Annotated in this window: 21 protein-coding genes; 2 read left to right on the top strand and 19 right to left on the bottom strand. The window is 46.1% G+C overall.

Annotation, left to right across the window (positions count from 1 at the left end; translation table 11 throughout):
• Nucleotides 1–35 precede the first annotated feature (35 nt).
• From phoU to MKY42_RS10235, 7 genes are all read right to left on the bottom strand, one after another.
• Nucleotides 36–695 carry a phosphate signaling complex protein PhoU gene (gene phoU, locus MKY42_RS10265; RefSeq protein ID WP_090895411.1) on the bottom strand — a complete coding sequence of 220 codons (660 nt, stop codon included), beginning with the start codon at nucleotides 693–695 and terminating at the stop codon, nucleotides 36–38.
• Nucleotides 696–758: 63 nt separating this feature from the next.
• The gene (gene pstB / locus MKY42_RS10260) at nucleotides 759–1,514 is read right to left on the bottom strand and encodes a phosphate ABC transporter ATP-binding protein PstB (RefSeq protein ID WP_063568101.1); all 756 of its coding nucleotides are present in this window, start codon (nucleotides 1,512–1,514) and stop codon (nucleotides 759–761) included.
• 218 nt (nucleotides 1,515–1,732) lie between these two features.
• Entirely contained in the window at nucleotides 1,733–2,926 is a 1,194-nt protein-coding gene (locus MKY42_RS10255) for a methyl-accepting chemotaxis protein (protein WP_090895410.1), read from the bottom strand.
• A 152-nt stretch (nucleotides 2,927–3,078) separates the two neighbouring features.
• Nucleotides 3,079–3,807, bottom strand: coding sequence for a response regulator transcription factor (locus MKY42_RS10250; protein ID WP_053783546.1), 729 nt, complete (start codon nucleotides 3,805–3,807; stop codon nucleotides 3,079–3,081).
• 115 nt (nucleotides 3,808–3,922) lie between these two features.
• On the bottom strand, nucleotides 3,923–5,752 hold the full coding sequence (locus MKY42_RS10245) for an ATP-binding protein (RefSeq protein WP_090895407.1): 1,830 nt from the start codon (nucleotides 5,750–5,752) through the stop codon (nucleotides 3,923–3,925).
• 35 nt (nucleotides 5,753–5,787) lie between these two features.
• Nucleotides 5,788–6,132: a cupin domain-containing protein gene (locus MKY42_RS10240; RefSeq protein ID WP_090895404.1), complete on the bottom strand. Its 345-nt coding sequence runs from the start codon at nucleotides 6,130–6,132 to the stop codon at nucleotides 5,788–5,790.
• A 274-nt stretch (nucleotides 6,133–6,406) separates the two neighbouring features.
• Entirely contained in the window at nucleotides 6,407–7,276 is an 870-nt protein-coding gene (locus MKY42_RS10235; RefSeq protein ID WP_090895402.1) for an SDR family oxidoreductase, read from the bottom strand.
• A 436-nt stretch (nucleotides 7,277–7,712) separates the two neighbouring features.
• Between MKY42_RS10235 and MKY42_RS10230 the strand changes: the two genes are divergently transcribed.
• Nucleotides 7,713–9,272 (top strand): histidine kinase N-terminal 7TM domain-containing protein, encoded by a 1,560-nt coding sequence (locus MKY42_RS10230; RefSeq protein WP_090895400.1) that lies wholly within the window; start codon nucleotides 7,713–7,715, stop codon nucleotides 9,270–9,272.
• 229 nt (nucleotides 9,273–9,501) lie between these two features.
• On the opposite strand, the gene MKY42_RS10225 is transcribed toward MKY42_RS10230, so the two are convergent.
• The 4 genes from MKY42_RS10225 to citZ form a co-directional block, all read right to left on the bottom strand.
• Nucleotides 9,502–9,927 (bottom strand): hypothetical protein, encoded by a 426-nt coding sequence (locus tag MKY42_RS10225; RefSeq protein ID WP_090895398.1) that lies wholly within the window; start codon nucleotides 9,925–9,927, stop codon nucleotides 9,502–9,504.
• Between the two features lie 140 nt (nucleotides 9,928–10,067).
• A complete protein-coding gene (gene mdh / locus MKY42_RS10220; protein ID WP_090895396.1) occupies nucleotides 10,068–11,009 on the bottom strand; it encodes a malate dehydrogenase in 942 nt (313 codons plus the stop codon).
• A 15-nt stretch (nucleotides 11,010–11,024) separates the two neighbouring features.
• Nucleotides 11,025–12,317, bottom strand: coding sequence for an NADP-dependent isocitrate dehydrogenase (gene icd, locus MKY42_RS10215; RefSeq protein ID WP_090895394.1), 1,293 nt, complete (start codon nucleotides 12,315–12,317; stop codon nucleotides 11,025–11,027).
• Nucleotides 12,318–12,466: 149 nt separating this feature from the next.
• Complete coding sequence (gene citZ / locus MKY42_RS10210; RefSeq protein ID WP_076289785.1) at nucleotides 12,467–13,579, bottom strand: citrate synthase; 1,113 nt, start codon at nucleotides 13,577–13,579, stop codon at nucleotides 12,467–12,469.
• A gap of 487 nt (nucleotides 13,580–14,066) precedes the next feature.
• Here citZ and ytvI point away from each other — a divergent pair, with 487 nt between their 5' ends.
• Complete coding sequence (gene ytvI / locus MKY42_RS10205; RefSeq protein ID WP_179265278.1) at nucleotides 14,067–15,185, top strand: sporulation integral membrane protein YtvI; 1,119 nt, start codon at nucleotides 14,067–14,069, stop codon at nucleotides 15,183–15,185.
• 109 nt (nucleotides 15,186–15,294) lie between these two features.
• On the opposite strand, the gene MKY42_RS10200 is transcribed toward ytvI, so the two are convergent.
• The 8 genes from MKY42_RS10200 to MKY42_RS10165 all read right to left on the bottom strand — a co-directional run bounded on the left by MKY42_RS10200 (nucleotide 15,295) and on the right by MKY42_RS10165 (nucleotide 21,155).
• A complete protein-coding gene (locus tag MKY42_RS10200) occupies nucleotides 15,295–15,696 on the bottom strand; it encodes an FxsA family protein (protein ID WP_090895391.1) in 402 nt (133 codons plus the stop codon).
• Between the two features lie 6 nt (nucleotides 15,697–15,702).
• Nucleotides 15,703–16,209 carry a thioesterase family protein gene (locus MKY42_RS10195; protein ID WP_090895390.1) on the bottom strand — a complete coding sequence of 169 codons (507 nt, stop codon included), beginning with the start codon at nucleotides 16,207–16,209 and terminating at the stop codon, nucleotides 15,703–15,705.
• Nucleotides 16,210–16,339: 130 nt separating this feature from the next.
• Nucleotides 16,340–17,767: a pyruvate kinase gene (gene pyk / locus MKY42_RS10190; protein WP_063568089.1), complete on the bottom strand. Its 1,428-nt coding sequence runs from the start codon at nucleotides 17,765–17,767 to the stop codon at nucleotides 16,340–16,342.
• A gap of 105 nt (nucleotides 17,768–17,872) precedes the next feature.
• Complete coding sequence (locus MKY42_RS10185) at nucleotides 17,873–18,904, bottom strand: acetyl-CoA carboxylase carboxyltransferase subunit alpha (protein ID WP_179265279.1); 1,032 nt, start codon at nucleotides 18,902–18,904, stop codon at nucleotides 17,873–17,875.
• A complete protein-coding gene (accD, locus tag MKY42_RS10180) occupies nucleotides 18,905–19,798 on the bottom strand; it encodes an acetyl-CoA carboxylase, carboxyltransferase subunit beta (RefSeq protein ID WP_090895386.1) in 894 nt (297 codons plus the stop codon). It abuts the gene before it with no gap.
• Nucleotides 19,799–19,800: 2 nt separating this feature from the next.
• Entirely contained in the window at nucleotides 19,801–19,923 is a 123-nt protein-coding gene (locus MKY42_RS10175) for a hypothetical protein (RefSeq protein ID WP_258311674.1), read from the bottom strand.
• Between the two features lie 281 nt (nucleotides 19,924–20,204).
• The gene (locus MKY42_RS10170) at nucleotides 20,205–20,393 is read right to left on the bottom strand and encodes a hypothetical protein (RefSeq protein ID WP_017689496.1); all 189 of its coding nucleotides are present in this window, start codon (nucleotides 20,391–20,393) and stop codon (nucleotides 20,205–20,207) included.
• 270 nt (nucleotides 20,394–20,663) lie between these two features.
• A complete protein-coding gene (locus tag MKY42_RS10165) occupies nucleotides 20,664–21,155 on the bottom strand; it encodes a phosphatidylglycerophosphatase A (protein WP_024629130.1) in 492 nt (163 codons plus the stop codon).
• Nucleotides 21,156–21,460: the final 305 nt, after the last annotated feature.

The raw sequence follows: 21,460 nt of genomic DNA, 5'->3' as shown, positions 1-21,460 counted from the left end.
ACGAATAATACCCCAATCCCACTAAAAGCAGTTACCTATTGATTCAAATCAGGGCGTTTTCCTGTTACCAGATACACCGTGCTCTCACCAATGTTTGTTGCGTGGTCACCAATCCGTTCGATGTAACGTCCTACCAACATCAAGAGCATCGCTTGAGAAGCCTTATTTGGATGGTCTGTCATGAACGAGTAGAGGTCACTGATCATATGACTGTACAATTGGTCAACCTGATCATCGGTCTGAGCCATTTTGTAGGCCAGATCGGTATTTTCTTTCAGGAAGGATTCAATGGACTCTTCAATCATGGCTTTCACGATTTCCGCCATTCTTGGTATATCCACAAGCGGTTTAATGAGCTGCTGTCCATCCATGCGAAGGGTCACTTTGGCCACATCCAGCGCAAGGTCACCCATACGCTCCAGGTCACTTGAGATTTTGAAAGCAACGATAATGCGTCGCAGATCCTTCGCTACCGGCTGTTGTGTAATGATGAGCTTGGAACCCAATTCCATAATCTTGTCTTCCAAGGCATTCAGATTCGCATCATTCTTGATGATGACCTGAGCTTTCTCGGCATCCATCGTCTGTAAACTTTCAATAGCACCATCCAACGCTGTGCCTACATGCTCACCCATTTGCCGAAGCAGTGTGCGCAGTTCCTCAAGCTCCTGATCAAATTCTTTTCTGCGAATCATAGATTCCATGTCCTCCTTATCCATCATCTCCGGACACGCCGGGATCGTTCGAACTCAGCTTGCTTATCCGAACCGTCCGGATATATAATCCTCGGTTCTGGAATCCTGCGGTGTGGAGAACAATGTTTCTGTATCCGCCGCCTCCACCACTTCCCCGTTCAGGAAAAATACCGTACGACCCGATACACGTGCAGCTTGGTGCATGTTATGGGTCACCATTACAATCGTGTATTTGTGGTGCAATTCCTTGACCAGTTCCTCAATTTTGAGCGTTGAGATCGGATCAAGTGCAGACGTTGCTTCATCCATCAGCAGTACGTCAGGCTGCACGGCCAAGGCACGTGCAATACAAAGACGCTGCTGTTGTCCGCCAGAGAGACTGAGTGCCGATTTTTTGAGCACATCCTTTACTTCATCCCACAGTGCAGCATGAACAAGACTCTGCTCAACCAAACGATCCAGTTCGGCTTTTTGCGTTACCCCGTGAAGTCGAGGTCCATAGGCCACGTTATCGTAGATGGATTTTGGAAAAGGGTTAGGCTGCTGAAACACCATTCCGACCCGCTTACGCAGCGTTTCCACTTCGATCTCATTGCTATAAATGTCTGAACCGTCCAACATAACTTGTCCTTCCACACGTACGCCTGGAATCATATCATTCATCCGATTCAATGTACGTAGCAAGGTCGATTTACCACAGCCCGACGGACCGATAAATGCGGTAACTGTCTTCTCCGGCAGGTCCATCGATATATTTTTAAGCGCGTGATGCGTATCATAGTATAAATTAAGTCCTTCAATGTGAATGAGGTCCTTCATGGATGTTCACTTCTCCTTCGCGGCAGGGACAACCAGATTCCCTTACGTAGACCGATGCCAATGATTGAACTTGACTCTCGGTCATCTATAATATCCTACCCTCTCATTGTAAAAACAGTATCACTTTCATGTTAACGGAATGTAAAAAGAGACATCTTTCACACCCATGACCCTTCTATCCGATCATTGCGTATGAATGATGCCTATCCTGCCGTCATTTAGTCATCCGCCTGGACCATATCTTCCAGTCTCTCCCGAATGTGCTCTGCCAATTCTCCGGCCGTTTTGCCTTCTACGGCAATATCCTCCGCAATATGGGACATACCCGCTACAGCCGTGTTCAGCTGTTTGAAAGCAGTCCCTCCTTCGTTTACATGAACGGAGCTGTTGTTAATCTCTGCCGCACTTGCTCTCACCAGTTCCACAGTCTGTCTGGTCAATCCTCCGATATCATCCAGCAAAGAGGACATATTTCCCGCAACCTCACGGGTCTGCTTGGCTAGTGCGCGAATCTCACCAGCGACGACCTGGAAACCTCGTCCGTACTCCCCCGCATGTGCCGCTTCGATGGAAGCATTCATAGCGAGCAGCCCGCTTTGGTCAGCCAATGAACGAATGGAACGTGCCATCCCGGAGCCCATGTCGATAGAGCTCAGCATGTCATCAGCATGCTTCTGCTGACCCTCCATATGCTGATATACACGGTTATAAGAAGCATCAACCTGACTGAGGCTGCTCGCTCCTCGTTCGGACAACTGCATAATTTGAGACGCTTCTTCCCCCGCCTTTCGAGCGGCTTGAACCAGTTTGGTGACGGAGTCGTTGATTCTTGTTATTTCCTGTCTGCTCTGTGTAATAATATGTACACGTTCTTCCGAAGCCACATGCTGCAGCTTACGGGAAAGGGACATCACATCCCTCATCGTCAGCACACCCAGCAATCGGTCTTCTTCCGTAACGATCAAACAATCGTAGAAATATTGCTCACTGCGAGACAAAGCGATGTCAATAATCGCGGTCGCTTCTGCATGCACATCAACGATGACAGGAGAAGAGTCCACTGCGTGTACAACCGGCTTTCGATAGAAAAGATCTGCTGCAAAGCGTCCGTTCAACATCCGGTATAACGTCTCTCGCATCAACAAACCTAATGGCTGCATATGGTCATCACATAATACAATACACGGGTAGTCCTGATCCTGATTGAGCAGGCTTGCCGCTTCCCCACAGGTAGTATGCACGTCAACTACAGGTATTTGACGGCAATAGTTCCGTAAAGAGATTACATTCTCTTTGGTGACCCCAATCTCATCTTCATCTTTTTGTTCTCCCATGGGAGTTACAACTTGTTCCTGTTGCGTATTTATCATTTCTTCGGGCTGGTCGGGCTTCACTTCGAGCAACATGGGCATAAATGCGCAATCTCCTTTACGTATGAGCTCCGTCCTGAGGTGGAATATGTAGGTACAAAGTATCACTCAGACAGCTTCATCCTACTCCCTATACGTAAAGGAAAATATTTGTTTGTGTTAACGGAATGTAAAATAAAACTCCCCGATCATTGTTAACTTGAATGATGGGGAGTTTTTCTTTTTACAACCAATTTATAACCTACACCGCGAATCGAATCAATATGAACTGATTCCGGATCAAGCTCCAACTTTTTCCGCAAGGAACTGACATGAACGTCCACCGTGCGCTGTCCTCCGATATAATCGAAGCCCCAGACCGCATTCATCAGATCATCCCGGGTAAGCACAACACCCGGCTTCTTGGCCAGATAAAGCAGTACTTCAAATTCCTTGGGACGAAGACTGATGGATTGTCCACCCAGTGTCACTTCATATTTCAAAGGATATATCTCAAGCTCTCCCAGAATAATACGGGAACCGTCCTTATCCTCTGGTTGCGGCAAATCTTCACCATTTGAATAACGTCTTAACACCGCATCTACGCGGGCAAGCAATTCGGATACACCAAATGGCTTGGTAATATAATCATCGGCACCTGATTTTAAGCCTTGCACAACTTCGGCTTCACCGTTTTTGGCTGTGAGAATGATGACCGGTGTACTAACACCCTGAATTCGTAACTTGTTCAGAATATCCAGACCATTCATTCCAGGAAGCATCAGATCCAGCAGAATCAGATCAAACTCCTGGGACAACGCCCGATCATAACCTGAAGATCCGTGATCCTCAGCAATAACATCATAGCCCTCTTGTGTCAGGTTGTACGTAAGCAATCTTGATAATGTTGGTTCATCTTCAATAACGAGCAAACGCTGCGCCATGGTACCCCTTCTCTCCTATAGGTTGTCTGTTGCCACAACACTTTCTTTATCATAGCACCTAATTGTTAACTCTGTGTAAAACAGCATATTCCTTTTACATTTCACTTCCATCGCACTAGATTTCTTCATCCTGAATTAATGGAAGGATAACACGAAACGTCGTTCCCATGCCAAGTTCACTCTCTACAGACAGTTTGCCATGGTGTAATTCAACCAGATGTTTCACAATTGAAAGCCCAAGTCCAGTGCCTCCCGAATTACGGGATCTGCCCTTGTCCACCCGATAGAAGCGTTCAAAAATCCGTGGCAAATCTTTCTTCGGAATACCAATTCCTGTGTCGGATACCGCAAATACAACTTCTTCTTCGTCCTCATCATGTTCAACCGATACTTGTAATTTTACCCGTCCGCCCTCTGGCGTATAGTTAATGCCGTTGGATAACAGATTAATAAAGATCTGCTTCATTTTATCCTCATCAGCTTCAATATACAATTCTTCAGGAACGTTCATCTCCAGCCGAATTTCTTTCTTCTCCGCCACCTTGGACAAGGTGCCCAGGACCATCTCGAAGAACGAATGCACATGCACTGGTGAACATTGCAGGGGAGCCCGTTTAGACTCAATTTTGGACAACTCCAGAATATCTCCGATCAGTCGGTTCAGTCTGTCGCCTTCATCATATATAATCTGCAAGAATGAACGCTCCGTTTCTTTGTCCTGTACCCCGCCGCTGAGAAGCGTTTCGGCAAAACCTTTGACCGCAGCCACCGGTGTCTTGAGTTCATGAGATACGTTCGCTACGAACTCACTGCGCATCGATTCCAGCCTGCGGATCGCCGTTACATCCTGCAAAAGGAAGAGCATTCCCCGGTAAGCACCATCATCTTCGGACATCGGTACTCCATCAATGCGAATCAATTTTTCCACCGGATTGAACACACTCACTTCTTCATGCATCGGTTCTCGCAAAGCAACGCTCTCTTCAATCGTGCGCGTCAGCTCATAATGCCGCTTCAATTCAGTGTATGGCTTGCCAGTAACCCGCTCTGCCTGAATGCCAAGCATACGCTCTGCTTCCCGATTGACCAGCGCAATAGATTGACCTGCATCAATCATAATAATACCGCCTGTCATGTTGGCAAGCACACTTTGCAGCAGCGCTTCATTATCCCTGATCGTCTTCAATTGCATCTGAAGGCTGTCTGCCATTCCGTTAATGGCAAGTCCCAGTTGACCGATCTCATCATTACGAGTTACATCCACTCTCGCATCATAATCCAGCTTGGTGATCCGGTGAGCCACCTTCGTAATATGCTCAATAGGTGATGTCAGTCCCCGCGCAACCCGATAACTAACCAGAGCCACAATCAGGAACAGTAGGCCCAAGGTGAAAAACATCAGAATCCAGCCCTGCTGAAGACCCTGATCTACAGCTTCAAGACTCATGGATAGTCGAATGTAACCATCAAATTTTCCACTGGGCAACTCAATCATGTCACTTTGATCCGAATTCACAGGCAGCGCCACATACAGCATGTCCTGCCCCAATGTTGCACTATAACGTATCGACTGACCATAGTTTTGCCCAACCGCTTCTTTAATCTCCTGACGGTTCAAGTGGTTGTCCATTGAATTGGGATCGCTCTCCGAGTCGCCAATGACCGTTCCGTCTTTATTGATAAAGGTTACCCGTGAATCTGTCAGTCGATCCAGCTCAACAGCGCGATCTGAATAATATTTCTGTGTCTCTGCATTGGTTGGATCGGATGCATCATGGAACGGGAACGTTGCTTTCAGCAAGTTGATCTCACGCACCATCGTTTGCTCCAGTGCGTTAATGTGAGTAGTCTTAAAAACTCTGCCCATCGTATAACCCGCCACAATGACGGAAATACCGATCAGCACCATCATGATGATGGCAAGGCGAATTCGGAACGGTCTCATCTATCTCTTCCTTTGTTATAAAATTAATAATTTAACTACATGTCCATTTCTATTCGATCACCACGAGTGGTGGGCTGTGAAATGACAAGAAACTCTACGTCTGCTTCGCTCCGATTCTGCATCTGATGTGGAATCTCAGGCCCAATCTCTATTCCTTCATGGGGTTTGAGCATGAACTCTTCCCCGTTAAGTTCCATACACGCCTCCCCGCTGAGGATGAAAAAAAACTGACGACTTATTGAATGGTAATGCCGAGTTTCAGATGTTCCTGCAGGCATACGTTCATGAATAACGCTCAGTTCTTCATTTTGAACGAGATGCCAGCCATCGCACTGTCCACCCCATATATAGTGTGCCGCATTTTGTTTGCTAATCTTCATGTGACCGCCTCCGAAGCTTACTTGTTCGGTCTATATCATATCACAGATAGCATGTAGATCCTGCCATTTTTGATTAGCAGCACGTCGCGGAAGTGCTATAACTATCTCCAGGGAAGCCTATTGATAAAGTATCATGGTTGTATCAACGCCAATCCCGACTTTTGTAAAACCGGATCAAAATCATATTTATTCCGCGATATGCTCACAAAAAAAGACGTACCGACCAGTCATGCTGGAATCGATACGCCTTCATTTGCAACACATCATCAATGGATTATCCGTTTACCACTTCGCCGCCATTAACGTGCATCACCTGACCGCTCACGTAGGAAGAATCATCCGAAGCGAGATATACGTAAGCTGGAGCCAGTTCATCCGGTTGCCCTGGACGTTTCATTGGCTGAGTAGCACCAAATTCGCTCACCTTTTTCTCATCAAATGTGGATGGAATGAGCGGGGTCCAAATTGGCCCTGGAGCGACGGCATTCACACGAATTCCCTTCTCCACAACGTTCATCGACAAGGAGCGTGTAAATGAAGTGATGGCTCCTTTCGTCGATGAATAATCAATTAACGTCGGATTTCCGCGATACGCGGTAATAGAGGTTGTATTAATGATTGTGCTGCCTTTCTTGAGATGTGGCAGAGCAGCCTGTGTAATATAAAACATGCCAAAAATATTTGTGCGGAACGTACGCTCCAACTGTTCTGGAGTAATATCCTCCAGCTGCTGCTGGGGATGCTGTTCCGCTGCATTATTCACGACAATATCCAGCTTACCCAGTTGATCCACCGTCTGTTGCACAGATTTCTTGGCAAAGGCATCATCCCCAATATCACCGGGAATCAATATGCATTTGCGTCCTTCCTGTTCGACCTGACGCTTGGTCTCTTCGGCATCCTCATGCTCACTCAGGTATACAATCGCTACATCCGCACCTTCCTTCGCGTATGTAACGGCAACAGCACGTCCAATTCCGCTGTCTCCACCCGTGATCAATGCAACCTTATTCAACAACTTGCCGGCTGCTTTATATTCAGGTTTCTCAAACTCTGGTTTGGGGTGCATCTCCGATTCAATACCCGGACGCTGATCCTGATGTTGGGGAGGCATCGTCTTTTTGTTCTGTGTGTCAGTTGACATCTGGCATTTCTCCTCTCAAAATGGAATGTCTAAATCAAGTCTCATTCTGTAGGATGGCATGAACAATACAAATTATTCCCTTTTTCAACCGTCATGCTCCAAAGTCCCCGTCTGTGGCCTCGATACTTACTTACCACTCCCTTTTAGCGGTCAAACAGAAAAATTTTCAATACTAAAATGGTTATTCTTAATCATTTCTCGCAGACATGTTGTCAATTTAGATATATCCGCATCGAATTCGACCTATTTTGTCAAACATTCGAAATTTTTTTCGAAATTGAACTGTTTCACCGCCCAAATTGTATTCCTATGCTGTATGGGCTGATGTACAATGTACAGTATACATATATGTTTTAAACTACATTAATCTATTTCAATGATGCGGTCATACTGCCAAACTAAACAACTATTCTAATCTAATATGGAGACCAAACCCATGGAATCGCACATTAATTCTTATATAACACTTGTAGCAACTTCAGCCGTGCTGAATGTTTTTCTGTGTTTATATACTTATGTTAGAAGAGCAGAGATCCCCAGTTCGAAAATATTCATTCTCTATACAGCAGCTTTGTCTGTTTACACCTTCGGCTACGCGATTGAACTTGCCAGCAGTACACTGGAGCAGATGAAATTCTGGACGGTTGTAGAATACATTGGTATGCCTTTCTCCGCCTCTCTCGGGCTGATGCTCATGATGCAATACACGGGTAAAAAGTTATCCAAAAAGGCTTCTGCGGCACTCTTTGTAATCCCTTCCATTACCTTGTTCATGGTAGCAACAAATGATTTTCATCATCTTTTCTATAAAAGAGTATGGCTAAGAGAAGACAGTCCCGTCCCGCTGATGGATATTGCTATAGGGCAGTGGTACGTTGTTCATGGTGCATTCACCTTTTCCTGTCTGTTATGTGCCTGCCTTATTCTCATCGGACAATGGCGACATACCAAAAAGATGTATCGTCGTCAGCTGCTCACCCTAATCACTTCACAGATTATTCCCATGGTAGCGGCCTTTCTGTATTTGCTTGGTCTCACCCCAGGTGGAATGGACCCCGTTCCGGTTCTCATGTGCGTTACATCCGCTATGTATATATGGGCTATTCTATCCTCCCGTCTGCTAACCATCGTACCTATTGCCAAGGATAGTATCTTTGAGAGTATGCGTGAAGGCGTTATCGTGCTGGATAGTTCCAATCGTCTCGTCGACTATAACCAATCTCTGCGTGATATGCTGCCAGAGCTTAATTTCAACATGGTGGGTCAACATCTGAACGATATATGGCTTTCGCTTGCTGGCGAGACCTTTCCAGTGGAATACGGCCGAGAAGGTCTGCAAACCGATCTGTACTGGCAATTGAACGGAGAGACCGTCTGTTATCAGGTCAGAACCTCTTATGTCTATAACAAAGAAGGACAAGCCGTTGGCACTCTAATTATGCTGATTGATATTACAGAGCAACGTTTCCTCCAAGAACAGTTAAAGCAACTGGCTTACTTCGATGGTCTCACTAAAATATATAACCGTACGCAGTTCCTGCTCAGAGGTCGAGAGATACTGAGTGAAGCCCAGCTTAATCTGCAACCTGCGGCCTTTATATTATTTGATATTGATCATTTCAAACGAATTAATGACACCTATGGACATGACGTTGGGGATCAGGCTATCATTCATGTGGTCTCCGTATGTAATCGTTATTTGAACTCAGAGATGTTGTTTGCACGGTATGGAGGAGAGGAGTTTGTGATCGCGGTTCCCAATGCCTCCCTCCAAGATGGTGAGCAGCTCGCCGAGAAGTTACGTGTGGCTTTGTTGAATGACCCGCTGGAGGTACAGGGTACTCGTATTCCTCTCACTTCAAGCTTCGGAGTGGCACAATATAATGGAGGGTCCGATTCTCTGGAATCCTTGCTGCGCGATGCCGATACGGCACTATATGAGTCCAAGCGTAATGGTCGTAACACCGTATTTACCCACGCTGTCAGCCTAAGTTAACAGAATGTAATGTATAACGAAGTGCGCCCATATATGCCGTTAGTTCAACACCACACACCTTGCTTCTTGTCAGACATTATGCCAAAACCGTGCGAACAAAAATAGACAGCCTCTGGGCTGTCTATTTCACTACCGTTCAAGACCTTACTTACTTATCCAGCTTGTCCCATACGTTTGAAGTGCAAACGCTTTAAGTTAAGCTGGCCATAAAACTTGTTCGCAGCTGTTATTAGATTACCTGGTTGTTCACCATCAGATATACCATAATGAGCAGGAATACAGCCAGCAATGTGCTGAACGTACGAATCTTGCTCTGCTCTGCACTGACGTCACGATTGCTTTTCACAGCCTCTGATGCCAAACGTAACGGTTTACCCATAATGCCACCAATTGCTGCGATAGCCAGCAACAGTACCACTACTACGCCCATCCACAGGTAGGAATACTCACCCTTGGTCATCAAATAACCACCCGTAAGAAGCTGAATCACAAGTCCGTACTGTGCGATACGGTTCAACGAACGAAGCGATGCAAATGCTCCCTCTTGAGCGGCAGCACTCAAGGTGCGGATTTTGCCAACTACGAATGGCAAGATCAGATAGAAGCCCATCGCCAGTGCTCCAATAATATGGAGCAAATACATAATCATTGTCAAAATGTCCATCCTCCTCAGAAATTTCAATCAGTGTGCTATACATCACATCTCATTATACTGGGGAACTTATCCAAAGAAAAGAAAACCTCCGGATGATCCGAAGGTTTTCTGTCTGTTCCTGTCAAAAAGTTTTCAAACTTTTACAGGTTCACTACTGAAATGACGTTACGAACCGAATCCGCAGATTTGTCGAGTCCTGCTTTTTCCTCAGCAGTCAGTTCCAGTTCAAATATTTTTTCAATTCCGTTACCACCCAAAATGGTTGGCACACCAAGGAACAAGTCATTGTAGCCATATTCCCCTTCAAGGTAAGCAATAACCGGAATGATTCGTTTTTTGTCTTTCAAAATGGCTTCGGTCATTTGCACCAATGAAGCTGCTGGTGCATAATATGCGCTGCCGTTACCGAGCAGGTTCACGATCTCACCGCCGCCAACACGTGTGCGTTGTACGATGGCTTCAATGCGCTCTGCCGGGATGAGGGTATCGATTGGAATACCGCCAACGCTGGAATAACGAACGAGTGGTACCATATCGTCTCCGTGACCGCCAAGAACGAATCCACGGACGTCTTCAACCGATACATTCAGCTCTTGTGCAATGAATGTACAATAACGTGCAGTATCCAGTACACCGGACTGACCGATTACGCGGTTTTTAGGAAAACCAAGCGTCTGATAAGCTGCATATGTCATTGCATCTACCGGGTTGCTTAGAATAATGACGATGGAATCAGGGCAATATTTTTTCACATTTTCACAAACAGACTTTACGATCCCTGCATTCGTGTTGACCAGATCATCACGGCTCATACCCGGTTTACGGGCAATACCTGCCGTAATAATAACAATCTCCGAACCTGCAGTATCCTCGTAGTTGGAAGTACCAACGATATTGCTATCGAAGCCCTGAACAGGACTAGCTTCCCACATGTCGAGCGCTTTACCTTTAGTCGGGTTTTCCAATTGTGGAATATCAACCAGAATAACATCCCCGAGTTCTTTTTGGGCAAGCATCAAAGCCGTTGTAGCTCCGGTAAATCCGGCGCCGACTACTGTGATTTTTTTGCGCTGAATAGTCACGATTCACATCTCCCCTTACAGGTTTTTAATGATTTGATCAGCAAATTCAGAACATTTCACTTCAGTAGCGCCGTCCATCAGACGTGCAAAGTCATAAGTTACTGTTTTATTGTTGATGGATGTTTCCATCCCTTTGTAGATCAGGTTAGCCGCTTCTTGCCAGCCCAAGTGCTCAAGCAACATAACGCCAGACAGAATAACGGAACCAGGGTTCACGACATCTTTGTCAGCATATTTAGGCGCAGTACCGTGAGTAGCTTCGAAGATAGCATGTCCTGTTACATAGTTGATGTTCGCTCCTGGAGCGATACCAATTCCACCAACTTGTGCAGCCAGTGCATCGGACAGATAGTCACCGTTCAGGTTCAACGTTGCGATTACATCGAATTCGCCTGGACGAGTCAGTACTTGTTGCAGAGCGATATCGGCAATAGCATCTTTCACAATGATTTTGCCAGCATCTTCAGCTGCTTTTTGAGCTGCATTAGCTGCATCCGTACCGTCTTTTTCTTTAATAATATCGTATTGTGCCCAAGTGAACACTTTATCAGCGAACTCTTCTTCAGCAACTTCATAACCCCAGTTTTTGAAGGCACCTTCAGTAAATTTCATGATATTGCCTTTGTGTACCAAAGTAACGCTCTTACGGTTGTGATCGATGGCATATTGTACTGCTGCACGTACCAAACGTTTGGAACCTTCAGAGGAAACTGGCTTGATACCGATACCTGAAGTTTCAGGGAAACGGATTTTGTTTACGCCCATTTCCTGTTGCAGGAACTGGATTACTTTTTTCACTTCTTCGGAACCTTCTGCATACTCGATACCCGCATAGATATCTTCCGTATTTTCACGGAAAATGACCATGTCTACCAGCTCAGGACGTTTAACCGGAGAAGGTACACCATCGAAGTAGCGAACAGGACGCAAGCAAGTGTACAGATCCAGTTCTTGACGCAGGGCTACGTTCAGGGAACGAATACCGCCGCCGATTGGCGTAGTCAATGGTCCTTTGATCGCTACGATATACTCACGGATGGCTTCCAGTGTATCATTCGGCAACCACTCACCGTATGTATCGAATGCTTTTTGTCCAGCAAACACTTCATACCATGCGATTTTTTTGTTGCCGTCATATGCTTTTTCAACAGCTGCATCCAATACACGTTTGGAAGCTTTCCAGATGTCGCGGCCTGTACCGTCACCTTCAATAAATGGAATGATCGGGTTATTAGGTACTTGCAGTGTACCGTTATCAATTTGAATTTTTTCGCCTTCAGTTGGGTGAGCAAATTTTTCTAATTTCATTCGTATAATTCCTCCTTGGGTTTCGTAGATGCAGTATGATAACACACCGCTTGTCTTATTGGAGGAAGGGTTATGAACGTGCTGCTAGTATTAGCCAACAGGTTACACCCCTTCACCCCGTCCTTGTTATTATACTGGTTTTGATGCCATTAGCGAAGTTCAATTGAAACGTACTTCTGATCTGTTGGGCCTGTGTACTCGGCACGCGGACGAATAATACGGTTATCCGCAAGCTGTTCCAGAATATGAGCAGTCCAACCTGATACCCGGCTAATCGCAAAGATCGGTGTAAACAGTACCTCTTCAATACCCAATTGGGTATATACAGAAGCGGAATAGAAATCTACATTTGGCTTCAGACCTTTTTGTCCTGTCACCAGTTCCTCAATCTTCACTGACATTTCATACAGGCGTGTATCGTTGTTCATTTCGCCCAGTTCCTTGGACATCTTTTGCAGATGTTTCGCACGTGGATCTCCATTTTTATAGACACGGTGTCCAAAGCCCATGATCTTCTCACGGTTGTTCAATTTTTCTTGAATAGCTGCTTCCAGACGATCAGGTGTACCAATCTCATTCAGCATTTTCATAACGGCTTCGTTCGCACCGCCATGCAATGGTCCCTTCAATGCGCCAATCGCAGAAGTTACTCCCGAATAGATGTCAGACAGCGTAGCTACGGTTACACGTGCTGCAAATGTAGAAGCGTTCAACTCATGATCCGCATGCAGGACAAGCGCTTGATCAAGAGCTTTAACAGCGGTCTCAGCTGGTTGTTCTCCAGTCATCATATATAAAAAGTTTTCTGCGATGGAAGCGCCTTCTTTTGGAGCCACAGGTTCCTTGCCCTGACGGATACGGGCTATGGCTGCCACAATGGTTGGCAACTGCGCTTGCAGCTTAACCGCTTTGTTCTCATTCGCTTCCGCTGTCATCTCGTCAGCCTGCTCATCGTACAGAGCCAGTGCGGATACCGCGGAACGCAGTGCTGCCATGGTACTCATGTTTTTCGGATACAATTGGATTTGTGCAATCAACTCGCTCGGAATCGGCGCGTAATCGCTCAGGCTTTTGCGAAGGGATTTCAGTTCATCCGTAGTTGGCAATTTACCAAACCACAGCAAATACGCAACTTCTTCAAAGCTTGCATGTTCTGCCAGATCGTCAATATCGTAACCACGGTATGTGAGCACACCGTCTACAATGGAGCTGATCGAAGAGGTTGTTGCAACGATGCCTTCCAGACCTTTGGTAGCTGTCATATTACATCTCTCCTTTAATAAACGAAATCAAGAACCCATCCAGAGTGTCATCTACGTGCTTAAAACGCACTCGTCCTTCTTTTGTAACCATTTACATTTTAAAATTAATAAATACCTCAATATCCGGTTTTCATATCTGTCAATCGGTATTTCCTTCTCTCATCATACTGGATTTTGTCGTTTATGTGAACATGATGCGAGGTCATCCGCACATCAAACTTCTTTATCAGACCGATAAAGCATTTTTGAAAACCTTTACAAAAACAAGGTTGACATTTTATTCTTTTTATATAAATCCATGCTATTAATCAAGTTTTTATTGCTATATTTTGTGAATATGAGGCATACTCTAGGCAAAAGAAAAGATATCATTCGACGACATCCTAGCGTTTCAAATCAGTGTATTTGCTCTATATTAACTAGATAGCTTCCTGTGTTTCCTTCATGGTTTATAGGTAGCTTGAAATGGAATAAGGAGAGTTGATGCTTGGATAGAATCATAATAAAACGTCTGCTGCGCGGCTTATGGGTGATTATCGCGACCATACTCATTGCTGTTGCCATATACCTGCTGTTCCCGCTGTTATATCCTTTTGCCATTGCCTGGGTTATCGCCTATGCGATGAATCCTCTGGTAAAGTTGCTTCAATACAAGGCACGATTTCCTCGCTGGCTGGCTGTAACCTTATCACTAATCATTTATTTCGGGGCCATTGTTGTCGTATTGTCCGCTGCGGTAACCCGTATGGTAAAGGAAGTCATTTCACTAACGACGAGCTTCGACCTTCATGTCGATGAGATTAAGGCTACGTTCGTCCGCTGGACCCAGAATGACACGATTCAGAGTTTAATTGGACAGATTAATGAATTTTACAAGGAAAATCCCAACTATCAGGAGACGATTAACAGCAATATTAGCAAAACAACCGAAACGGTAGGTACAGCAGTAACGGATCTGGTCACCGGATTTTTCAACATGATCCTGAATCTGCTCACTTCTCTACCCAACATGGGAGCCGTATTAATCGTGGTTTTGCTCTCCGCTTTTTTTATCAGCAAAAGCTGGAACAGACACAGCATTACTGTATCAGGCTGGGTACCTTCATCCATTCGCAAACCGATTACCGACATATGGAATGATCTCAAAAAAGCACTGTTCGGTTATGCACGAGCCCAGTTGATTATGATCTCCATCACCGCATTATTTGTCATGATTGGATTGCTTGTGCTCCAGGTTAAATCTGCCTTCACGATTGCTTTGCTCATCGGTCTAGTAGATCTGCTCCCTTATCTCGGCGTTGGCCTCGTGATGGTTCCTTGGGCAGCGTACCTGCTTATGAACGGAGAACTGTACCTGGGGATCGGCATCAGTATTGTATATCTGATTGTGCTGATTGCTCGCCAAATCATTGAACCCAAAGTGCTTGCCAGCAGTGTCGGCTTGGACCCTCTCGCCACACTGGTTGGCATGTTTGTGGGATTGAAATTGTTTGGTGTACTCGGTTTGATCATTGGCCCTGTCAGCCTCGTTATCCTTGATGCATTCAATCGAGCGAACGTGTTCCGTGATCTCCGGACATATATTATTAACGGACGCGTCCGATAAAATCATGACTTCTGTTCTCTGTCATGCGCATATAAACAAGTTAAAAAAGGCACCGCTCATCAGACTGAATCTGGTGGAGGTGCCTTTCTTTAACTGATGCTGGTATATCCTATTGTTTCGGGCCACGATAAAACTTAATACTTCCATTTCTCATTTTCTTCTCCAGCCAGCCCAGGAAGAATAGACGGTACACTGAACGTGTTACTGGAAACAACAGTGTAAATCCGATCAGATCTGTAATAAATCCCGGAATCAGCAGGAGGAAACCACCGACAAAAATAAAAAGTCCATCTACCATTTTCCTTCCGGGCACTTTACCGCGCTCCATCTCGGATTTGGCATCGATAAGTACTTTTCGTCCTTCAAACTGCAACATGGCTATACCGATCAAGGACGTGAGAATCATGAGAAGCAAAGTCTTTCCGGCTCCAATCCAGTCACTCATAAGAATGAAACCAAACAGTTCAATCACCGGAATGATTAATAGCAGGGCCCACATCCATCTTCGCATTACGTATTACCCCTTTCCTGAAAGCCACACTTTCTCAAGCGCGCTGTAGAGCTCAGAAGCTGCCTTATCCAGCCTGACTGGCTTCCAGTCCCCATTGACCCATACATGCTGGGTAGAGCCTGTAACCAATCGTTCACCAGGAAGGGACTCCTCAGATAACCATACTCGTTGCCCGTCGCCTATCTGCTCATTAAGGTCTGGAGTCATGCGCCTTATGTCATACTCATAGTTCAGTCGCAGACCACTAAACGCAGCAATACGGGTGAAAATGATGATGTCATCATCATACCGGGCAGGTTTATGATATTTCACATCCAGTCCGGTTACCGGAAGCAGTAACCCCTGTTCCTCCATTTTACGATATGTATACCCCATTTGGCGAATCATCTCGGTTCGACCGATTTCAAACCAATTTAAATAGTTGGCGTGATAGACCACACCCATCTGATCACTTTCCTGATAACGCACGCGAAGGCGTGCCGTGTACCAACTGCCATTGCTTTGTTGCTGCATGTTACCGGCCTCCTTCGATATACCCATTCTTACGTATCCAGCGGCGCTAAAGTGCCATAAAGATGGAAAAAAAGCAACGGGACACAAACGCCCCATTGCTTCATTCCTGTTGCTTCTCGTCCAAACACAATTATGCGTTGTTTGGAATTTGGCTTACTTTGATCAGGTTCGTGGAACCGGAACGACCCAGAGGTACACCCGCTGTAATAACAACAAGGTCTCCTTCTTTTACAAGTCCGGATTTCACGCCGCCTTCAATTGCATTTTCAAACAAAGCGTCAGTGGAATCAACAAGTCTTCCTTTGACTGGTGTTACACCCCAAGCCAGCGCAAGACGACGGGAAGTTCTGTCTTCCGTTGTCACCGCGATGATTGGAGATTCTGGACGATATTTAGAAATCATACGTGCTGTATGACCGGATTCAGTCGAAGTAATGATCGCTTTAGCGTTCAGATCTTGAGCTGACAGGGCAACAGATTGGCTGATTGCTTCAGTAACTGTTGTTTGTTGAGCAACACGTTGTTTCAGATACAGCTCTTGGTAAGGCAGAGCGGATTCTGCTTTTTCGGCAATACGGGACATTGTCAGAACGGATTCAACTGGGTATTTACCCGCAGCTGTCTCACCAGACAACATGATTGCATCTGTACCGTCGAAGATCGCATTAGCCACGTCACTTGCTTCCGCACGTGTTGGACGCGGGTTGCGCTGCATGGAATCCAGCATTTGTGTAGCTGTGATAACCGGTTTGCCTGCAACGTTACATTTTTCGATCATGCGTTTTTGTACCAATGGTACTTCTTCCGCAGGAATCTCTACACCCAGGTCTCCACGAGCAACCATCAGGCCGTCGGACACTTCAAGGATTTCATCGAGGTTGTCCACACCTTGTTGGTTCTCAATTTTGGAGATGATTTGGATATGTCCAGCATTGTGTTTTTCAAGCAATTCACGAATCTCAAGCACGTCGCTTGCTTTACGAACAAAAGAAGCCGCGATGAAATCGACACCTTGTTCGATACCAAATACGATATCGTTGGCATCTTTTTCAGTGATACCCGGCAGAGAAATGGCAACGCCCGGAACGTTAACACCTTTTTTGCTTTTGATCGTACCGCCGTTAACGATACGGCATTTGATCTCGGTGCCTTGCACTTCCACCACAGTCAGTCCGATCAGACCGTCGTCGATCAGAATTGTAGATCCCGGTTCAACATCACTCGGAAGATCTGCATACGTAATGGAGAGACGTTCTTTGGTGCCCAGAATTTCTTCTGTTGTCAAAGTGATGTACTCGTCTTGAACCAATTCGATTGGCTCCACTTCGAGTTTACCTGTCCGAATTTCCGGTCCTTTGGTGTCCAGCAAGATCGCTACTGTCTTGTTCAGCTCTTCGCATGCTTGGCGAATTGCTGTGATCCGTCCGCCGTGCTCATCGAAATCACCGTGGGAGAAGTTCAAACGGGCCACATTCATACCGGCCATAATCAATTTTTTGGTATTCTCCAATGATTCACTGGATGGACCAATCGTACATACAATCTTTGTTTTGCGCATTTTGGGTTTCCTCCGATTTTAAAGGTCTATCTTTTTATCTCTTTTTCTTTTTCCAACTATTAAATTTACTATACTTTGGCTCATTTGTATAGGAAATTCGTCACATCATTCAGCATTTCCCGACAAATTACCCGCTGTATCGACTTCAACAGGCACCTGAGGGACTTCTATCTGCACTTCAGGTTCAAACGTGACTGATCCAATTTTACGGAATTTCTCATACCGATCCTGTTTCAATTGGTCACCAGTCCAGCCTTTCATCTCGTCCAGATGACGAATCAAGGCCTCGCTGATCGCAGCCGCAGATTCTTCATAATCCCGATGAGCGCCGCCGCGTGGCTCAGGGATTATTTCTTCAATGACCTCCATCTCCAGAAGGTCTTTGGCCGTTATTTTCATCGCTTCGGCCGCCTGATCTGCCTTGGATGCATCTTTCCAGAGAATCGATGCAGCTCCGTTCGGAGAGATCGCAGAGTAAATCGCATGCTCCAGCATCAACACACGATTACCCACTGCCATAGCGAGGGCCCCGCCGCTTCCGCCCTCGCCGATGACCACTACAATAACAGGCACCGAGAGCTTCGCCATTTCCAGCAGGTTACGGGCAATAGCTTCCGATTGACCTCTCTCTTCAGCAGTATTACCCGGATACGCCCCTTTAGTATCAACGAATGTAATAATTGGACGACCAAATTTGTTCGCTTGTTTCATCAAACGCAGCCCTTTTCGAAATCCTTCCGGATGTGCGCTCCCAAAAAAGCGGGCGATATTATCCTTCGTATCTTTCCCCCGCTGTTGGCCGATGACCGTTACTGTTTTTCCGTTCAGCTTCGCTAGTCCGCCAACAACCGCCAGATCGTCTCCGAACATGCGGTCGCCGTGCAACTCCATGAAATCGGTAAATATCAATTGAATCAGATCCAGCGCTGTCGGACGCTGCTGATGCCGCGCCAGATGCATTTTCTGTGCAGCCGTTATGCCGGAATAAATCTCTTCTTCAAGTCTATGATAACGTTCTTCCAGGCGGGCAATTTCGTCAGTGAAGTCGATGCCTTTTTCCTGTCCAAACTGTACGAGCTCTTCGATCTTTTTGCGCATCTCAACCAGAGGCGCTTCATATGGCAACTCACCCGCCATTTAGACCCCTCCTTTTTCACTATGCATGTCTAGAAGCTTGCCAAGGGTGGCTCGAAGTTCTTTGCGATGGACCACCATGTCCAGCTGGCCGTGCTGCAAATTAAATTCTGCCGTTTGGAAATCATCAGGCAGTTTCTGACGGATCGTCTGCTCAATAACGATTCGGCCGGCAAAGCCAAATACAGCTCCGGGCTCGGCAATAATGATATCACCAAGACTCGCAAAACTGGCTGAAACTCCACCTGTCGTCGGATCCGTGATGACCGAAATATACAACCCGCCCTGTTCATCTAAACGGGACAAAGCCGCGCTTGTTTTCGCCATTTGCATAAGGCTAAGAATACTCTCTTGCATCCGGGCACCCCCAGATGTCGAGAAAATAATCAAAGGCAAACGTTTCTCTGTGGCATGTTCAATCGCACGGGTAATTTTCTCTCCGACAACCGAACCCATACTGCCTGTAAAGAAGTCGAAGCTCATGACAGCAACAACCACAGGCAAACCTTCTATGGTTCCCTCACCTGTAATAACAGCTTCCTTCAGTCCTGACTTCAGGCGCTGCTGCTCCAGTTTGTTGCTATATCCAGGGAAGTCAAGCGGATTAACCGATACCATATCAGCGTCATACTCCACAAACCCTTGCTCATCTAGAACCATGGCAATACGTTCCATTGCGTTCAAACGCATATGGTAGCCGCAAGCCGGACATACTTTCAGGTTTTTTTCCAATTCCTTGCTATATTGAATCGTGCCGCATTTGCTGCACTTGTTCATAAGCCCTTCAGGTATTTCCCGTTTTGGACGTTCTCCAGCTTCCTGACCTTCGCCACGAAGCGCACGCTCGGAAGGTATGGTGGCGTACTTCCGTTTTTTCTGGAATATATCTTTGAACACAACTACACCTCTCCAGCCGTTGATTTGATGGCCGCAACCTGCAGTCCGTTGCATATAGCAACTTCATCCGCGCGCTGCGGTAAACCGCTTACGACCCATACGCTGCCATGGGCCTTGTCCAGCATTCACAACAAAAAAATCCGCCGGTATAAGGCAAGGATCAGCGGCTTATGTCAGCACGATTGATGTTACCTGCAATAACCGAAAGATTGTTGCGCCGATGTTTGAATCTGTCTTGGTAGGGTCTCTGGGAGCAATCTGGTCAGTCCTTGTCCTAACAAAAAAAGAAGGAAGGACAGCAGCATACAATACATGCAAGTCGATTCCTCTTTCCGCTTACGCGGTCAGTCCCTTATGTACCATTGGTACTTCTTCATCTGCCAAGGCACGTCTGATATCGAATGAATCAGGAATGCAGAATCGAATTCAGCACTTCCTGAACCTCTTCCAATTCCCCTGAAGGGACGCGAATCTCAAATTGCTGCTTGGATAAACTGATGGGACGGGTCTGTACCAGAAAACCTTCTTCCGAAAGCTTGGTCTTAATCTTGTCCGCAACCTTTGCTGTCGGTGCAATGTAAATCACCGTCCACATGCCATGTCCGCCCCCTAAGCTAATGTTCAGAGCCCGTATATTGGACTAATGATAACATACCTCACTTTTTTTCTGCAAGGAAGGGTTCGGGACCTTTGGGGAGAAAACGAGAACTAGAGGGACATTTGTCCCGCGAGGATAACCGATATGGTTGATGCAATGATCCTAGGACTTTCCTTCTCGAAAAAGGAATTCCAGGCCCCTCAGGGCAGCAATAGCCGCCCTGGATGACCTTCCAGTCAACAAACAAAAGATAACAAATGAAGGAAATCAGATATCCGATGGATATTTCTTGGCTTTAATATTTTTGTGAGCAATTCGGGCAGAAGCAGCGGCGGCGAGCCCGGCAACCAGGTCGTCCAGAAAAACATGTATAGCTGGTCCTGCTTCGTTCAGATCATGAATGACGCCAATCTTTTCTTTATCCAGATAACCAAAACTGGTTAAACCGATCATACCATACACATGGGTAATGCCAAGAGCAAGAGTCTCGTCCACTCCATACAGGGATTCATCCGCCTCCATAATCGCCTGCAAAGGTTGCGGCAAAAGGCGTTTCTCAGCAAGCTCGTCAAGGGCTATACCTGTGTACAGCGTATATTGCACCTCACGTTTCTGCAGTACTGATTTTACACTCGTGACACAGTCATCCATAGTCAGTTCCGGGTGGTACCCTTTTTGCAGACGATATACAATTTCCGCGATTGCATCAATCTGTACACCCCGCCGGGCCAGCATGGCTTCTACGATTTCATATGACATATCTCGACCTCCCGCATCGCTCCCCCGAGGACCCCCAGGTCCTTCGGTGTTCTCAAGTGTATGCGGCAAACTCGCAAAATGTTCATAAAAAATGCGGAATGCACATTCGCTTTGGCAGTCTGCTTATCCCATAAATTATGTAAAAAGATTCACATATTACATGGTTGCGTGCATTGAATATCTCCTTCGCCAGCATACCTGATGGAATCGGTAATATAAATACAAAAACCTGCTCGGCCGTTGGCCGAACAGGTTTCATCATTGGGAATACGAGGGGTGTCCCAAAGTCATGAGCATGGCCTGAG

The organism is Paenibacillus sp. FSL W7-1088, assembly GCF_037969855.1.
Taxonomy (GTDB): domain Bacteria; phylum Bacillota; class Bacilli; order Paenibacillales; family Paenibacillaceae; genus Paenibacillus.
Note: the sequence above shows the minus strand (reverse complement) of the source record. Positions and strands in the feature narration are given on the sequence as shown.

Coding starts and splice junctions, on each gene's coding strand:
- phoU (WP_090895411.1), bottom strand. CDS start 695: ATGATTCGCAGAAAAGAATTTGATCAGGAGCTTGAGGAACTGCGCACA.
- MKY42_RS10165 (WP_024629130.1), bottom strand. CDS start 21,155: ATGTCATATGAAATCGTAGAAGCCATGCTGGCCCGGCGGGGTGTACAG.
- MKY42_RS10185 (WP_179265279.1), bottom strand. CDS start 18,904: ATGGCGGGTGAGTTGCCATATGAAGCGCCTCTGGTTGAGATGCGCAAA.
- pstB (WP_063568101.1), bottom strand. CDS start 1,514: ATGAAGGACCTCATTCACATTGAAGGACTTAATTTATACTATGATACG.
- pyk (WP_063568089.1), bottom strand. CDS start 17,767: ATGCGCAAAACAAAGATTGTATGTACGATTGGTCCATCCAGTGAATCA.
- MKY42_RS10255 (WP_090895410.1), bottom strand. CDS start 2,926: ATGCCCATGTTGCTCGAAGTGAAGCCCGACCAGCCCGAAGAAATGATA.
- citZ (WP_076289785.1), bottom strand. CDS start 13,579: ATGACAGCTACCAAAGGTCTGGAAGGCATCGTTGCAACAACCTCTTCG.
- MKY42_RS10195 (WP_090895390.1), bottom strand. CDS start 16,209: ATGCAGCAACAAAGCAATGGCAGTTGGTACACGGCACGCCTTCGCGTG.
- MKY42_RS10170 (WP_017689496.1), bottom strand. CDS start 20,393: ATGTGGACGGTGATTTACATTGCACCGACAGCAAAGGTTGCGGACAAG.
- MKY42_RS10245 (WP_090895407.1), bottom strand. CDS start 5,752: ATGAGACCGTTCCGAATTCGCCTTGCCATCATCATGATGGTGCTGATC.
- MKY42_RS10175 (WP_258311674.1), bottom strand. CDS start 19,923: ATGCTGGACAAGGCCCATGGCAGCGTATGGGTCGTAAGCGGTTTACCG.
- MKY42_RS10200 (WP_090895391.1), bottom strand. CDS start 15,696: ATGCGAAGATGGATGTGGGCCCTGCTATTAATCATTCCGGTGATTGAA.
- MKY42_RS10240 (WP_090895404.1), bottom strand. CDS start 6,132: ATGAAGATTAGCAAACAAAATGCGGCACACTATATATGGGGTGGACAG.
- MKY42_RS10250 (WP_053783546.1), bottom strand. CDS start 3,807: ATGGCGCAGCGTTTGCTCGTTATTGAAGATGAACCAACATTATCAAGA.
- MKY42_RS10235 (WP_090895402.1), bottom strand. CDS start 7,276: ATGTCAACTGACACACAGAACAAAAAGACGATGCCTCCCCAACATCAG.
- MKY42_RS10230 (WP_090895400.1), top strand. CDS start 7,713: ATGGAATCGCACATTAATTCTTATATAACACTTGTAGCAACTTCAGCC.
- icd (WP_090895394.1), bottom strand. CDS start 12,317: ATGAAATTAGAAAAATTTGCTCACCCAACTGAAGGCGAAAAAATTCAA.